The sequence below is a fragment of the Achromobacter sp. SD115 genome, assembly GCF_017355315.1.
Classification (GTDB): Bacteria; Pseudomonadota; Gammaproteobacteria; order Burkholderiales; family Burkholderiaceae_B; genus Achromobacter; species Achromobacter xylosoxidans_B.
On the sequence record NZ_JADIJM010000027.1, the window covers coordinates 64,356 to 78,332 of the forward strand.

At 60.6% G+C, this 13,977-nt stretch carries 13 protein-coding genes; 2 read left to right on the top strand and 11 right to left on the bottom strand.

Going from position 1 to position 13,977, the window contains the following annotated elements:
• Nucleotide 1: 1 nt before the first annotated feature.
• From pilP to IPU70_RS28220, 7 genes are read right to left on the bottom strand one after another with little or no spacing between them, the layout of a single operon-like run.
• Nucleotides 2-517, bottom strand: coding sequence for a type IV pilus biogenesis protein PilP (pilP, locus tag IPU70_RS28190; protein WP_006225792.1), 516 nt, complete (start codon nt 515-517; stop codon nt 2-4).
• A complete protein-coding gene (gene pilO2 / locus IPU70_RS28195) occupies nt 507-1,835 on the bottom strand; it encodes a type 4b pilus protein PilO2 (RefSeq protein WP_006225793.1) in 1,329 nt (442 codons plus the stop codon). Before pilO2 ends, pilP begins: the two co-directional genes overlap by 11 nt.
• A gap of 4 nt (nt 1,836-1,839) precedes the next feature.
• Nucleotides 1,840-3,591, bottom strand: a complete 1,752-nt coding sequence (locus IPU70_RS28200) for a PilN family type IVB pilus formation outer membrane protein (RefSeq protein WP_052017902.1) — start codon at nt 3,589-3,591, stop codon at nt 1,840-1,842.
• Nucleotides 3,588-4,580, bottom strand: coding sequence for a TcpQ domain-containing protein (locus tag IPU70_RS28205; RefSeq protein WP_006225795.1), 993 nt, complete (start codon nt 4,578-4,580; stop codon nt 3,588-3,590). The genes IPU70_RS28200 and IPU70_RS28205 overlap by 4 nt, the downstream gene beginning before the upstream one ends.
• Nucleotides 4,581-5,900: a TrbI/VirB10 family protein gene (locus tag IPU70_RS28210; RefSeq protein ID WP_081247809.1), complete on the bottom strand. Its 1,320-nt coding sequence runs from the start codon at nt 5,898-5,900 to the stop codon at nt 4,581-4,583.
• A complete protein-coding gene (locus IPU70_RS28215) occupies nt 5,897-6,865 on the bottom strand; it encodes a TrbG/VirB9 family P-type conjugative transfer protein (RefSeq protein ID WP_006225797.1) in 969 nt (322 codons plus the stop codon). The genes IPU70_RS28210 and IPU70_RS28215 overlap by 4 nt, the downstream gene beginning before the upstream one ends.
• Complete coding sequence (locus tag IPU70_RS28220) at nt 6,865-7,674, bottom strand: VirB8/TrbF family protein (RefSeq protein ID WP_054488777.1); 810 nt, start codon at nt 7,672-7,674, stop codon at nt 6,865-6,867. The genes IPU70_RS28215 and IPU70_RS28220 overlap by 1 nt, the downstream gene beginning before the upstream one ends.
• Nucleotides 7,675-7,920: 246 nt before the next feature.
• On the opposite strand from IPU70_RS28220, the gene IPU70_RS28225 reads away from it, so the two are divergent.
• The gene (locus tag IPU70_RS28225) at nt 7,921-8,133 is read left to right on the top strand and encodes a hypothetical protein (protein WP_052017976.1); all 213 of its coding nucleotides are present in this window, start codon (nt 7,921-7,923) and stop codon (nt 8,131-8,133) included.
• Complete coding sequence (locus tag IPU70_RS28230) at nt 8,130-8,291, top strand: hypothetical protein (protein WP_155523078.1); 162 nt, start codon at nt 8,130-8,132, stop codon at nt 8,289-8,291. Before IPU70_RS28225 ends, IPU70_RS28230 begins: the two co-directional genes overlap by 4 nt.
• A 5-nt stretch (nt 8,292-8,296) precedes the next feature.
• Here the strand turns inward: IPU70_RS28230 and IPU70_RS28235 are convergent, their stop codons facing one another.
• The 4 genes from IPU70_RS28235 to IPU70_RS28250 form a co-directional block, all read right to left on the bottom strand.
• Nucleotides 8,297-9,316, bottom strand: a complete 1,020-nt coding sequence (locus IPU70_RS28235) for a type IV secretion system protein (RefSeq protein WP_058207508.1) — start codon at nt 9,314-9,316, stop codon at nt 8,297-8,299.
• A 306-nt stretch (nt 9,317-9,622) separates the two neighbouring features.
• On the bottom strand, nt 9,623-10,384 hold the full coding sequence (locus IPU70_RS28240) for a hypothetical protein (protein ID WP_006222324.1): 762 nt from the start codon (nt 10,382-10,384) through the stop codon (nt 9,623-9,625).
• A gap of 634 nt (nt 10,385-11,018) precedes the next feature.
• A complete protein-coding gene (locus IPU70_RS28245) occupies nt 11,019-13,652 on the bottom strand; it encodes a VirB4 family type IV secretion system protein (RefSeq protein WP_006222323.1) in 2,634 nt (877 codons plus the stop codon).
• Nucleotides 13,643-13,975, bottom strand: coding sequence for a VirB3 family type IV secretion system protein (locus tag IPU70_RS28250; RefSeq protein ID WP_006222322.1), 333 nt, complete (start codon nt 13,973-13,975; stop codon nt 13,643-13,645). The genes IPU70_RS28245 and IPU70_RS28250 overlap by 10 nt, the downstream gene beginning before the upstream one ends.
• Nucleotides 13,976-13,977: the final 2 nt, after the last annotated feature.

The window sequence follows — 13,977 nt, forward strand, 5'->3', positions numbered from 1 at the left end:
TTTACCTTCCAGGCTGGAATGGAACCGCGGCCCCGGGGAAGGGAGACGTCAGGCGAACAGAGCCCTCGGTAACGCTTTGGGGGGCTTCCGCCGAGAAGCCCAGGCGTAGGTCTTGACCGTTCCGCGTAAGGACCACCCTGTCTACGGAAATTGATTTCACGCGATAGCCTCCGGGGATGTCCTCGCCTGCGCGAGCTGTGGCCTGCGCGCCGCCCGCGTACACCAAAATGGCGGATAGCTTCCCTCCAATCCCTTGTACAGACCGAACCGTAGGAACGCCGGTCGCACTGCGATCTTCGACGCGAGACGTCTTTTCGTAGGCCAGTTTTGCTTCATTCATTCCGGTCAGCGCTTCATAAGTGAGCCTGCGTAGCTGGATTTCGGCGAGGTCTGCGAGGGTGCTCGCGGTTGCGGGGCCAGAGTCGGGCGAGCGCGCGACTTGCCCGACCGCGTGGGAGACAGGTCCGAGCATCAGAGCGACGAACGCCGCTAGGCCAAATACGTTCTTACTTTCCATAGATCTCTCCTTTAAGCGTGTAGGAGAGCTTTCTCTCCTTGAGGGACGTAGACTGCTCCAGCAGCCGCACGCCGCGCGTGTCAAAACCGGCGAAGACGGAGGCGGCAGGCCAATCACTGACGATTTCGAAGGTCGCAGTGCTCCAGTCCGGGGCGGGCTCGCCTACCTGCTCGTTGGGGGTGCTGTGAGTAGGCGGAGCCTTTGGCGCGACCTTGATCGGAATAAGCTGCTTCTGGAGGTGGGAGACAAGGCTATCCACCCTGTGTCCGATCTCCAGCATCTCGTCGTCGCCTCCCGCAGGCGCTTTGGACATGACGCGCACTGTCGCTTGGTCGGCGTCCGCCTGGATCGACACGGCGTATCCCGGGGGAAACACCGCTGCCGCTGCTGCTCTGAACTCCATGACCGTGGCGCCGGGCCGCCGCGCATATGCCGCCTCGTATGAACTCGGCGTGCAGTTTTGCGCGCGGAGTTCCCATGCAGCGACATCCAGTGGTGTCGATCTCGCGGCTGCTATGCAGTGCGAAATCATCGCGGGCACGGAGGGCGTAGTCGTCCATGGATGTACCAAAGCGGCAGGCCGAACGTCCTGGCCACTATCTTTCCGAACGCGCTCCAGCTCGGCCTGGCGGAGCCGTTCAAGGCGTTCTTCGCGCTCGCGTTCGTGCTGGCGCCAGACCATATAGACGATGGTGAGCGCGATGATCGCCGCCACCGAAAGGGCCAGGAGAAGCCATTCGCGGCGACTCAGCCCGAAGCGAAGCGGCTTTAGCTTGTGATCGCGCGTGGCAGCTCGGGCGAGTACCTCCAGCGTGACAGATGCATCACCGCCAAAGTCGAGCTCGGATGGGGCGTAGACGGTGACTTCCTTCCCCTTGGAAGAGAGCAGCGCGTAAAGAGCGCGCACTGCGTCCTGTGCCTGAGCCAGAGTGTCGAAAACAACGTCCGAGTCAGGCACCACGCCGCCATCCTTGAACGCGACAATGGCGAATCGCCCATCTCCGACCGCGAAGGCCGCAATAAGGGGGTCGAGCGTGGACTGCCCCTCTTTACGCAGCAGCAGGTCCGCCACGATCGAGGCGAGGCTGAACATGCCTTTCTGAACTCCCGCTTGCTTGCGCACAAAGCCGGCCTGGATGATTGTGGGCAGTCGGCGAATAGCGACGATGTCCATACCGTCTCGCTTGCCGATCTCGCGCGCCTCTTTCATGACCTTTTGGGGTTGCGAAAGTGTCTGCCAGTACAGACCGGAAACGAGGGACTTTCCGCCGGCCGAGATCACTATCACCCGGCCGGGTTCTGGTTGTTTCGGACCCATAGGCTCAGCTCGCTGTTGCTCTGTAGTCGCCAGCGCTGCCGCCAGACTCGTGAATCTCGGAGTCATCATCCAAGACGATAGGGGTGATTAGAATCACGACCACCTCGCGTCGATTGTTCGTGGAGCCCCCACCGCCCGTGAGCCAGTTTGATGGGCTGAACATCCCGCTCCTGTTCCCGCGGTCGACGTTCTGCTCGAAGCCGGAGAGAATCAGCGTCTGACCTGATCGGAGGCGTACACGTTGGGAGAAGATTCGGCTGTCCACCTCCGGGACTTCAATGGAGTTGTCGCCGCTCGTGACCGTGCGCAGGCGAGGATCTGTTGAGAGGTTCATCGTGAACTGCAGCAGCATCTGGTCGCTGTCGATCATGAACGGGAGAAGATCCATGGAGAAGCCGGTCGTGACGGTCCCCGGTGTGAGCGCCGAGGTTGAGCCAACTTGAGCCGTGGCGGTGTTGGATACTGCAGCAAGATAGCTGGTCTGCTTTGCTACCTGGACTGGGACAGGCTGATAGTTGAGGGTCGTGACCGAGGGCTGTGTCACGATCGATACGCGACCTTGGCTCGACAGCGCGCGGAGAATGGCTTTTGAGCCAGCGAACTGGCCGGCTGTGCCGGTTGCGGTGTCCAAGATTCCGATTGAGGCCGAGCCCGCGCTAGAGGCTGCGGTGAAGGCATTGGCGACAGTGATTCCGTAGTTGCCGTTCAGCGACTTGTACACAGCAGTCAAGTCGAGGCCTTGGTCATCTGTCTCTGTCCGCTGCACGACTGCCACGGTGATGTTGAAAAGGGCCTGTCGCGTGATGTTTCGGTTCTCTGTTTTGAGATAGGCCGCGATGCGGCTGAGCACGTCCGGCGTGTCCGTGACCGCCACGGTCCCAGTGCTGACGGACAAGCTCGATTGGCCCAGACCTGGAGTGAGCATGCTTTTGATCATCCGGTCCACATCCTCCGCCAAGTTCGATTCAATCGAAACCATCGTCGTCTGTGTGGAGCCGCCTGACACGGTGCTCCCGCCTGAGCCTGAGGAAGACGTGGCGCCGGCGGCACCCTGACCGCTAGTGCCGGATGATGCAAGCTGGGTGCCAGATTGCACGACAGACTGCATGTTGGTCTTGGACTGGATTGCGTATATGCGAAAGACTCGGGTGTCCAGGTAGTGGATCTGGACGGCGCCATCACGGAAAGTCCAGCTCAAGCCCAGTCGTGAGGTCACGGCATCGAGCAGCCCCGGTAGGGGCTTGCCGTCCCAACGAATGCCGGAGATCGTTGTGTCTCGTGCGGACATCGAGGGCAGCGATGAGCCTGCGCTGAGGGCGCCGACCCCGCCTGGGGGGATCGGCCCCCCGGATCCCGTCGGTGGGGTCATATCAGGCGTCCTGGCGGCGGTGCGTGCACCACCGCTCAGCGCTGTGATGGCATCAGGGGTGATCCTGACGGGCACTCCGCACAACGCCGTCACCGTTTGTCCAAACTCAAATACGCTGATCGGAGCGGCAGGGACAAATGTGATTGGGCATTGAAGGGGTGCGGGATATGCGGCCGCAGACGGCCGCGTAATTGGCGTCTTCGATACCCACGGGCGATCGATTACCTCCACTGCGCGATCTCGGGTCTTTCGCATGCTGGCTGCGCTGGCGGCGTGCTCGCCGTAGGCATCGTCCACGCGCGCCTCGGTATCCTTAATGCGCTGCAGAGCGCAGCCAGACAGGGTCGTCGCGAATGCGATCGCGATCACAATTGCTTTTCTCATCATTTCCTCTCCATCACTTCCAGTACTTTGTTGTCCCGATAGGCGAGGCCATTGAATTTCCTTTTGGCGACGTCATACGCAGCTAGCAGGTCATTGGCCGCATCCCAAAATTCGCCTCGGAGCGTGACCGGGACTTCGATGATGTAGTCGAAATCGGGGTGCCACTTGACGGGCTGCCACCCTGCCGCTTGGGCCCAGCCGTCGAGCGTCTGTTGAACGGTCTTACCCGTCTCGGCGTGCCACTCCTGGACGGGGGGTGGCGGCGGAACGGGCGGAGCGGTGCTTGTGGCCGCGGTGACATCGACGGTCGTGACGGGTGCGAGAGTGGCGCCACCTGGCGCAATGACGTCAGCTCCGGAGCGGCTGTCTCCCGTTTTTGGCTCCGCGATGGGTCCGCCTAAGGCGACTCCCATGAACGCGGCCAGACTGGAGCCGTCTGGCATCGAGGCGACGAGGGGCTGTGCGGTCGCCTGCAACGCAGGGGCGGGTGCAACGATTGGCTTGTACGACGGGTCAGGCCCGGCAGCGGCGTCAGCGGCAGTGCGACGAAATGCCAACTGCTCTCTCGTGGCAGGGACCGCGGCGCTGCCCGTCTGTCGAGCCGGCGTGGCCAGTCCCGTGTAGCTGCCTTCAGGCGGAATCCCAGCGCGCCACGCTACCGCTTCTCGCTTACCGAGTCTGAAAGCGAGGCGGGCTTCCATATGAGGCACGACAATGTATGGAGACTGCGCCTCCCAAGCGAGCAGAATTCGCCCGCCAGGTGCGTCGGCGAAAATGGCCGGGATCTCGGTTCCGGGTGCGAACTGCAGATACACCCTCTTGCCGTTGTCAAAAATCTGCACAGGAGAGATACCGCTGTCGCCGGCCTGCTTCCAGTTGAATTCATACACGGCCGGCACGGGGGCCGAGAACTCGGGCTGGGCGGCGGTGGCGATGGGCGGCATCAGCGCAGCCCATGCAATGACTATTAGATGGGTGAGGCGATTCTGCATTCAGTAGCTCCTGACTATGTTGGGGTCAAGCACGAGATCTCGCGCGACGACGATGTTTATCTTGTCCGCAGGTTCGAGCGTGAGGGTCCTCTTGATCGACTGATTCCGTTGGAGAATCTGACGGACGGTGTCGCTTAGTGCTTGACCCGCGGTGCCTGTCAGCGTCGAAGTGGCGTTGCCGCTGTTCGAGCCGCCACTTCCCACGTTTATGGTGACGTTCTGGCTCTTGTCGTAATGGCCTGCCAGCGCCGCCACTGCAGCTACGCCGAAGGCGCTTCCAAAGCGCTGCCAGAAGTGGTCGTCAACCTGTGCAGCAATGCCTGCGGCGCCCGTCCGATCGGAAATGTCCCAGCCGCCTAGAGCCACCCGGCCGCCGCTCGGGAAGTCCATCCGGTTGACAGACATGAGGATGCGGCTTTGGCCTTCAGCGATGTCCGTGCTCACCTCGCCAGTGAGCGCGGTGCCTCTCTCTATGAGGAGGTGCTCGCCACGTAGGCTGTCGTAGACGTCCGACGTCACCATGGCGCGGAACGTGCCCGGGGCATCTGTATTCAGGGACTGCTGGATCACAGCAGGGATGATCCAACCTTCGCGGATGTAGTATGGGGATGGCGCTGCGGAGGCGAACAACGGCGGCTTTATGTTGCCAGGAGTGCCGGCCTGTCGGCCGGCACTGGCCTGCGGTCCAACGACCTGGCCAACCGTGTTGGCGGGGCCACCGGCCGGCTGCGCACCAGGTATACCCCCGGCGGAAAAGCCGGAGGTGTCGATGCCGGCTGCTGTAGCGACGGTAGACACGTCACGAAGTGCTGCTTCCGCGCCGGCTGGGTCGCGATGCGATGATCGCCCGATCGTGGTTTGAGGTTCGTCGGCGTCCTGCGATTCCCAGAAACCGATCTCCACTGCGGAGAGATCCTCCTGTTGCGCGATTGTCACTGTGTTGCGGTGGTCCTCTATCCGCCTGGCATCGGCCTCGGTGCGAGTTGGCTCCGTAGTCGGAGCTTGATCAGCGATCTGCGGCGCATTAGACGGCTTGGGCGCGGCCTCTTCGTTCCGACTGAGACGGTCGCGTAGCTGGTCGGCAATCAGCCGCTGCACTGCGAATGGATTTCCTGCTTCCTTGGCGGCGCGCTCCTGCTCTTCCTTCCTAGCGCGGGCGTCGGCGGCGGATTCCGGCGCTATTCCAGCGAGCCGTCGCACGAGAACGAAGCCGAGAACGACGGCGATGAACGTGATTAGGACGATCTTGATCAGTCCTCGCGACACCGCAGTACGGCGTTGGGGCGAAGGACTGCTGGAAGGGGAGGGAGCGGCACTCATGGGTATGTCGCGCTGTTGAGATTCTTGACACCAGACACGCCGCAGCCGAAGAGCCCGCACGCTTTGCCGCGCCGGTTAAAGATGCGGACCTCATCTTTTCGAAGCTTCAGCAGTGCCCCATCGGGGAAAAGTCGCTGGACCACAAAGTAATTGCGGCGAACCGTAAAGTTGACTAGCTCTGCCGTTCCGTCCGCTCCCAGCGCGAAGATGGCGGGAATCTCCTGTACGTCGGCTGGGAGCTGTATCCAGGTGAACTTCCCATCATCGAAAACCATGGCGGGCTTGAACGGCGCGCTACCTTCCACCCGGTAATCAAAGTTCGCCTTCGAAATGTCGACGATGTCGGCCGGGCGCCCACCCTGGTGGGCACGCGACGATGAGCCAGAGCGGACGGCTGGGGCCGGAGCGTCCCATTCTGCGCTGCCCATTGGACCGTTCGGGCTGGCGGGCATCGGACCATTGCCTCCGAAGGTGTCCAGGCCGGCTACTGCGGAATCCTGATCGGGGTCCGCAGCCCAGTTGACGCGCTTGTAATACGAGCCTTTGGATGCTGAGACGAAGGTGACTTGATAGGTGCGGAGGTTCGTAATGATCGTCGCGGTGTTGAGCAGGTTGTCGCCCTTCGACATGACAAAAAGATCGCGCTTCGTTCGGGCCGGCTTGAACGTCCAACGGCTGGCGCTGGTATCCGACGCGTAATAGCCCTTGAGGATCTCGCCGGCGGCGAATTCCAGATGAACCATCGTGAAAGGCCGCATTAAGACGGGGTAGTCATAGTCGCGATCGAAGTTGAAAGTGACCAACCGCGCATCCAACGGCATCGGAACTGCAGCGTTCGGGCCCGTTCCGGCACGCTTCTGCGCCTGCGCGACCTCTGCTCGGACGTCGCTCTCCTGCGCGTGCGCCGGGACGCCCACGCAGAGCACGGCGATTACCGCTGCAAGTAGGGAAATGGCCTGACGCATTACTGTGCTCCCTGAATTCGAACGCTCGTGGGGCCGAAGTAGTCCGTGAGGGTCCACCACTCGATCTTGACGCCAAGCGGGTTGGAACGCTGCTCATCGATCGCTTGCTTATCGGTAGAAAGGAGGAATCGGATTGTCAGAAGCTTGGTTTTCGGCTCTCCGAATTCCTTGCCATTGACGCGCTCTTGCAGGGTGAGAAGCATGTAGGCCTGTTTACCGTCCACGCTGTAGGTGGTGGAGTTCTCGGTGACTTCACGCGTGAGTCCAGGCTGATCCGCTATGCGGACGCCGATCGGATCGACCTTGGCGAAGTAGTCGGTGAGCTGATCTGTCGCTGTGCCAATGGTCCAGCGAGTTGCTTTCGGGATGTCAACGTCGATTGAGTCCGACGGGTTCGGTTTGATGGTAAGTAGCCAGGTGGCCCATTGGCGCAGAAAGAACGTCTTATTGGCGGTTTCCGGCGTGAATCGCTCGGCAACACGGTCGGAAATCCAGACCGCGCCCGAGCGGGCGTCCCACTCGACGAAATAGGGGGTCTGCTGCTTGAGTGGCACCAACTGATATAGGGCAATGCCCTCGACCAGGGCGACGAGGAAGAACGCGAAGGCGACTAGCGCGGAGCGGTCGGCTTGTTGCAATGGACGCTGGAACACCGCGTAGTAGAGACGATGCGCGCGTTGGGTCAATGGGAGGATGTGCGCGTCGAACGACGGGTCCTCCGCGGTTTGGACGGGCGGCTGGGAAGTGTCTGTTGGGCGGAGATCTGGACGGCGACGGCGCATGAAGCGGCCCTTGAAGTTGAGGGGCATGGTTAGGCTCAGCGTTGGAGAGGATGCGTGGACGCGCACGCGTCGACGGCGCGGATGCAGTTACCGCTTGAAGAAAGTCCGTAGGAAGGGATAAACTCAAGCCGTAGGCTCGACCTTTGCCCGTGGCAATCGTTGGCCACACCAGCGGGCAGGGCGCCCTTGCGGAGGCCCTCCATACCAGAGTGGTCCGAGTTGGCGTTTGATAGACTCGGGCCCATCGAACAAAAATCGTATGGGGTGTCCACCATGTCCAAAGCAAAGTTCGGCTTGCTCGTTGCCGTCGCCGCGATTGCGATCGGCGTGGCTGTGTATGCGTTGCAGAAGTCGCGGGGATCCACCGCAGCAACGTCGATTGAACAGTCGAGCGTGGCGAAGCGGGAGGCCATTAAGCAGATGACACCGCTTTGTTTGGCCGGGATGGATTGCCCTGCAAATGCATCTGCCGGAGATAAGAGATGAGCGGACTGTTGGGATTCGCCGCGCTTGCGATCTTGGCGCGCGCTTTTCTGAAGGGCTTCGCTGCGGCGGGTCGCGACGACGGTGTCGGCGAGAGCTACGCTGACCGCTTCGACAAAGAATGGGAAGAGGAGTGGGCGCGGGAAGTGCGCGAGGGTTGAGGAGGTCATCGCTTGCCTCCGCTGCGCAAGATTTTTGCGGCCATGCCGCGGCCCACCATCCCTCGTCCGAAACTTTGCGCGTTTGCGCTGCCCCCCGCAACGAGCGCCTGTGCAAGGCCTGGTACTTGCCACATCATGTATGCAGCGATGAATCCTAAAAGGGCGATCGCGATCATCGCAATTTCATTGGACGCGAAGTAGAGATCCGCCTCCTTCCGGCTGTCGATCTTGTCGTAAAAGCTGACCAGTGTCGGGACAACACCCTTCGTTATGAGCACAGCGACAAACCACGCGACAAGCTGCTGCAGCGAGGCAGCGATCATGAATCGCAACCAGCCGTCGAACAAGAAGGAAACAGCGGGGATGATCGATAGGCCGACTAGCAGCGGCCCGAGGGCGAGACCGAGCTGCAGCATGACATAGGACATCTGCAAGACGACAATGAACGCGATCGACATCAGCACCATCGCGATGATTGCCAAGATTTGGCATAAAAAGATCACAAGGATGAGGGGCAAGTTCTTGAGAATCTCGAAGAACCCAATCTGATCTTTGTTGACGCATTCGGCGGGGCGTGAGTCGATGATCCAGTCCAGAGGATTCAGTGACCACCCTCCATGCATCTTGCAGTAGAGGGACTTTTCCGATTCCTTGCGCTTGCCATCGGCGATGAGCGAGATGGTGTCCATCGTCAACTTGAGAATCTCGACCGGATTTGCCGAGCCCTGAGTAATCTTGGTCGACGCTTCCTTGGTCGCGGTAACGAACATATCTCGCGGAACGCCATTCATGCTCTGCACGATCACCAAAACCACACCCATCCTCAGGATCAGATTGAAGAGGCTGACGAGGAACTTGACGGTGTCGCTGGCGAGGAAATAATCACGGAGCAGAAGCCAGAGAGCCGTACCCGAGGCTCCAACGGATAGGAGGATCAGCCCCTCCTCTTTAAAAATGTCGGCCAGGGCAAAGCCGGCCGTGTTGACGGCCGAGAACGCCTGATTGAATAGGGCTGCGACGTCCATGTCAGCCTCCGAGATGCCAGCCGAGCGCGCGAGCACCTGCATCAAGCGCGAAGAGGGCGGCGGATGTGAAAATCACTGCGACAAAGCCGGCTAGCGCGTTGGGGGACGCGCTGTCGACCTGCACGATGGCGATCGCCAACGACAGCCGCAGAGACTTCGCTGCCGCGCGTAGCGGCTTGTGCTCAAGTCGGCCACGCGCAGCAAGCTCCACCCTGTACCTGCGCCGCTCCTTGCATACGATTCGGAGCTCGCGACGGCTGCGGCAAAGGGCGAGTAGTACTCGACGGAGAGGCTTACCTGTCATGTCTAGAGGCCAAATTCGAGGCTTTTCATCTTTCCGATGGCGGAGCGCTTGTTCGCGGCTTCTTTGGTGACCGCGTCGTACCGCTGTTGCGCGCCTTCAACAGAAAGCTTGTTGAGGTCCTCTTTCGTGGCGCGGTCCTGGAGATCAAGCACGACCTGGCGCTGCATGAGACTGCGCATCTCCAGGAGTTCGCCGGCCAAGACGCTGGACTGCTGATTGAGGAGCTGCAGGCCTTGGACGTTGCCCTCAATGCCGGGAATCTGGCGGGACAACTGGCGTAGATTTGCAGCACGCGACGCGAAGGCCTCCATGGTCGCGAAGTCCTGGTCGAGCTGTTTGCGGTACACCCCGCCCTTGGTCTGAGCCAAGTGGACGAAGGCCGTACCCCAACGCTCAGGGGTCATGTTGAGAGACTTCATCTCGGCGCTCGCAGCGTCGTACATCCCTTGTAACTGCTTGCCCGCTTGGTAGAGATCGGAAACACTGGAAACGAGGTCGCGCATGGAGACTCCCTGACCGCTATACGCCTGGTCAGCCAGGCTGAGCACATTTCCGCCAAGCCGTTGTAAGTTCGCCAGGTTTTGTTGAACCATCGTGGTCTGCTGCGTGAGCTGCTGGGTTTGGTTCATCACGCTCAAAAGCTGTTGCGCGAAGTTGGCGCCGTCGAAGGTCGGAATGCCGGACGCTTTGGGGGCAATGGCGAAGCAACTCATGGCGATCGCCGTAAGGGCGCGAATGACGGTCCTGCGTTTGGGCGAGTGCATAGTCGTACCTCAGTAGTGAACACGGTTGTAGAGCGCGCCGTCGATGATGACGTCGATGGCACGCGGGCCCTTATAGGGCAGCCACACCACGCTGCTGAACACGTGCACGGTAGTGGGCGTACCGCCACCGGCGTCTCCGCCCGGGCCGCAGTTATCGCAGACCTCGTAGTGGCCGACGTATCCGCTGACGCATGCGCGTTGACCGGGCGAGCCACTCTCATTGCTGTCGGGCTCCGAAGTGGCATAGGTCCCCTGAAGCCGGAATTTCGGCCTGAATCGCTTTGTTTCGCCTGTCGGCGTCCCTTGAGCGACCACTTGACCTCGCCGCGCTGGCTCGTGGCCGGCCGGGCAAAGGTCGTATGGCTCGCGCGACTTCTTTGCGTAGTTGTTTGCGCCCGCCATTGCGCACGTAGGGAACGGTCCGGGCGGAACTGCATTCAGGACGCGCCAGAGCCGGTTGAGGTAGCCACTGCATTGGCTAGGGGGCTTTATGCCGGCAAGACATAGCAGCACTCCGCATCCCCACTCCGATCCACCTGGTTCATAGTCGGAAGTGTCGGGGAGCTGGAATGGTGCCGAGAATGCAGGCGCTTCGACAATAAGGAGCAGCGCCAGAAGCGCGCGGGCTGTCGATTTACGGATTTGATGCACGGACCACCTCTCGGAAGTATGCGTCGCGCCAGTCCTCGCGGTCGGACGCGCGATAGTGGTCAAACAGCGCTTGGGCGTCCAGTTCGCTCCGCAGGACCGCCAGTGTGCGTGTATCCAACTTCAAGGCAACCTTCCGCATGAAGCCATCCTTCTGCGTAAGAAAGTAGTCTTGCTTTGGAATGCCCTCGGCAAGTTGGTCGATTTGTTGCGGATTTAGGCCGAGCTCCGTAAACGCCTTGCGCAGAGATGGCGAAGTTTTGGCGGCCGGGTACGGCAGGATGATGCGGTTCGGGACGTTGTCCCGAATCGACGCATATATCGGCGAGTTGATGTACCGCTCCGGCGACTGGGCGTCCATCCAGACGCAGCCCAATAGCTTGCGGAGGGTATCGATCCACTCGGCCAGCTTCCTTGCAAAGATCGGCTCCTCCAGAAAACCCCATACCTCCGGCAGGCCGATGAACGTCGGGGCAATCAGTCCAGAGTTGCGGCGACTTTCAATCCGATCTTGAATGCGATAGAAGCAATAGATGAGATATGGGATGAGGACGTCCGGCTGCGCCAGGAGCTTTCCCATCTCGATGCCGAGAACAGCGGCAGCTCGTCCAGCCGCGATTTCATCGAAGATGTCCAAGCCGTTGTCGAACCAACGCGCATTCAAGGCATCGCCGACCCACTCTGCCAGAGCATGCTGGAAGGAACCGACAGGGAGCTGCACGTAGACTGCGTGCAGCCTCCAGTCCTTACGCTGGAGTTGGCGGGTTGCCAGAAGCGCCTTTTCTAGTTCTTCCCTGTCGTTGCTTGTTGCGAGGTACCCGCGACGCTCGGCGAGCGTGCAGATCCAGTCCTTGACAAACTTCAGGTGCCGGACTTCGCCAATAAGTGAGAGGGGGTTCACCGTCAGCCGATTGGTGCTAGCGTCTTCAGGATCGCAATAGACGCCGCCTTGCATCATTATTGGGATACGACTTGAGAAGGTTCGGTCGAAGATGAAAACGTCGGAGCCGAGGTACTTCCGAAAGAGGGTCCAGCCCAGGTTGACGATCGTGGTCTTCCCTAAGCCAGTTTCCCCCGACACCAGTGTGTGCCCGATATCGTGATAGAAGCCGGTCCAGAAGTATGGCGTGCCGTAATCGGTCGGCAGGCCAGCCAGGGCCGGAGACGGCCGCTTCATCGTGTTCGAAAGATGGCGATTTTCCTTTGAGCCTTGCGAGACGGTGCGAAGAGGTACAGCGCGAGCGACGACAGCGGCGCGTAGCGGTGCCCATCGTGCGATGTCGCGCCATGCGCCGGGGATTGTGGCCGTCCAACTAGAAATTGCGCCCAGTGTTTCGACCAGAGGCAAGAACTTTGCGCCGATCAGGGCGTCACCGACCTTTCCGGCCGTTGTTCTGACCTGGTCCATAGCGCTGTCCCAATCTTCAACCAGGTCGCTTTGGAACGGTGCGGATAGCGATGTGATGCTCAGCGTGTATTGGCCATAGGAGGCCTTCCCGCGGCTAACGCCCTTTTTCAGGTCCTCCGCTTCGTCCGCTGCTTCAACTCGTCCTCTGTCTTCGCGCGGTGCATAGTTCGGATCGCCTGAGTTTGCGGCAACGGCAGCAAGCGCTCGCAGATCCAGCGCGTTCGTTCTATGGTACGAACCCATCTGGTCAATCATTTTCGCGCTGGCGTTGGCGTCTTGGATCCGATAAACGTGGCTGATCGTCAGCTCACCAGGAACCTTGAGGAGGTCATCCAGTGCATGCGGGCGGATGCGGGAAGGATAAAACTGGTGCGCGGCGGGTATCGAGGTGACAACACCGATTCGCTTCCGGCCTTCAGCTTTGAAAAGGATGTAGTCCTCTGCGGGGATAACTTCGCCGTGGGACATCGACTCATCGAGGAAGTCCACCATGGCTACTGCACTCCGACGGGGCGCGGCAGGCGCGGCGCAGGATGCAAGGAATGCGCCGAGCTCATCCCCGACGAGTCGCGTGAGCGTAAGGGCAGGCAGGCTCGCCCGCATCCGAGTCAGTTGCTCCTCAAAGTCTTTGACGGCTGCCGCCAGCTCAACGGAGGTGTATGCGAAGTCTGCCTGGTCAGACCAAATTCCACGCAGCGCGTGGATCGCAGCACGAAGGGGACCTACCTTCTCGTGCGCCATCGCGTGAAAGAAGCGGCCGGCGATGCGGTCTAGACCCGCAGAAGCGCTCAGGGCGATGGCGAGATAATGCCGATTCGTGTAGTTCGACTTGGTCTTGAACGCATTACTGCGCTCGTCTTCGACGATCTGAGAGTAGGGGTCAGGCATGACCGCGGGCGCATACGGGTCGCTCCGTCGGCGGTGCGTGATAAACCAGAAAGTCAGCGGATTTCTGCTCGCGACCTGGAATGCATGCTCAGCCTGGTGCATGAGGCTCAGCAACTGCGCCGCCGATTGACTGTCGGTGTCGGGTCCCGTGTACTCGAAGCAAGCCATCAACGCGGAATCCTTGTTGACGACGATCTGTTCGTTGTAGCGGAACATCCAGGGGAGGAGTTCTGCCGTGGATGCCAAGCCTCTCACGCGCGCTGATTCGAGCTCGCCTAGTGTGCCGGCGTCGAGCGTGTAGCCATTTTTCTCAGTCAGTAGCATGGGAAATCTCTGCCAAAGCCGAACGGGCGCTTGTTGCGCTTCTGGGCGCGTGTGGCGCGGGGAACGTAGTGGTCGTGTTGCGCCTTGTATGCCTGGTACACGTCAATCTTGTCCGGGTCCTTGCGCATCACGTACCGGATGCCTAGGTACATCGGGATGCCGATGAGGGCCATCCATAGGCTGCGGCTTATGAGCACGACCATAGGCGCCAAAAGCAAGAATGCCGCCGCCGCCCGCCGATCGAGCCCAATAATGCGGCGTTTCTCGATGAGGGCCTTATCGACCTCCACCTCAAGTTCATCGATCGGATCTCGCTCGTCCATGG

Excerpts from the sequence above, each read along its gene's own strand:
- pilP (WP_006225792.1), bottom strand. The coding sequence starts at position 517 with ATGGAAAGTAAGAACGTATTTGGCCTAGCGGCGTTCGTCGCTCTGATG.
- pilO2 (WP_006225793.1), bottom strand. The coding sequence starts at position 1,835 with ATGGGTCCGAAACAACCAGAACCCGGCCGGGTGATAGTGATCTCGGCC.
- IPU70_RS28200 (WP_052017902.1), bottom strand. The coding sequence starts at position 3,591 with ATGATGAGAAAAGCAATTGTGATCGCGATCGCATTCGCGACGACCCTG.
- IPU70_RS28205 (WP_006225795.1), bottom strand. The coding sequence starts at position 4,580 with ATGCAGAATCGCCTCACCCATCTAATAGTCATTGCATGGGCTGCGCTG.
- IPU70_RS28210 (WP_081247809.1), bottom strand. The coding sequence starts at position 5,900 with ATGAGTGCCGCTCCCTCCCCTTCCAGCAGTCCTTCGCCCCAACGCCGT.
- IPU70_RS28215 (WP_006225797.1), bottom strand. The coding sequence starts at position 6,865 with ATGCGTCAGGCCATTTCCCTACTTGCAGCGGTAATCGCCGTGCTCTGC.
- IPU70_RS28220 (WP_054488777.1), bottom strand. The coding sequence starts at position 7,674 with ATGCCCCTCAACTTCAAGGGCCGCTTCATGCGCCGTCGCCGTCCAGAT.
- IPU70_RS28225 (WP_052017976.1), top strand. The coding sequence starts at position 7,921 with ATGTCCAAAGCAAAGTTCGGCTTGCTCGTTGCCGTCGCCGCGATTGCG.
- IPU70_RS28230 (WP_155523078.1), top strand. The coding sequence starts at position 8,130 with ATGAGCGGACTGTTGGGATTCGCCGCGCTTGCGATCTTGGCGCGCGCT.
- IPU70_RS28235 (WP_058207508.1), bottom strand. The coding sequence starts at position 9,316 with ATGGACGTCGCAGCCCTATTCAATCAGGCGTTCTCGGCCGTCAACACG.
- IPU70_RS28240 (WP_006222324.1), bottom strand. The coding sequence starts at position 10,384 with ATGCACTCGCCCAAACGCAGGACCGTCATTCGCGCCCTTACGGCGATC.
- IPU70_RS28245 (WP_006222323.1), bottom strand. The coding sequence starts at position 13,652 with ATGCTACTGACTGAGAAAAATGGCTACACGCTCGACGCCGGCACACTA.
- IPU70_RS28250 (WP_006222322.1), bottom strand. The coding sequence starts at position 13,975 with ATGGACGAGCGAGATCCGATCGATGAACTTGAGGTGGAGGTCGATAAG.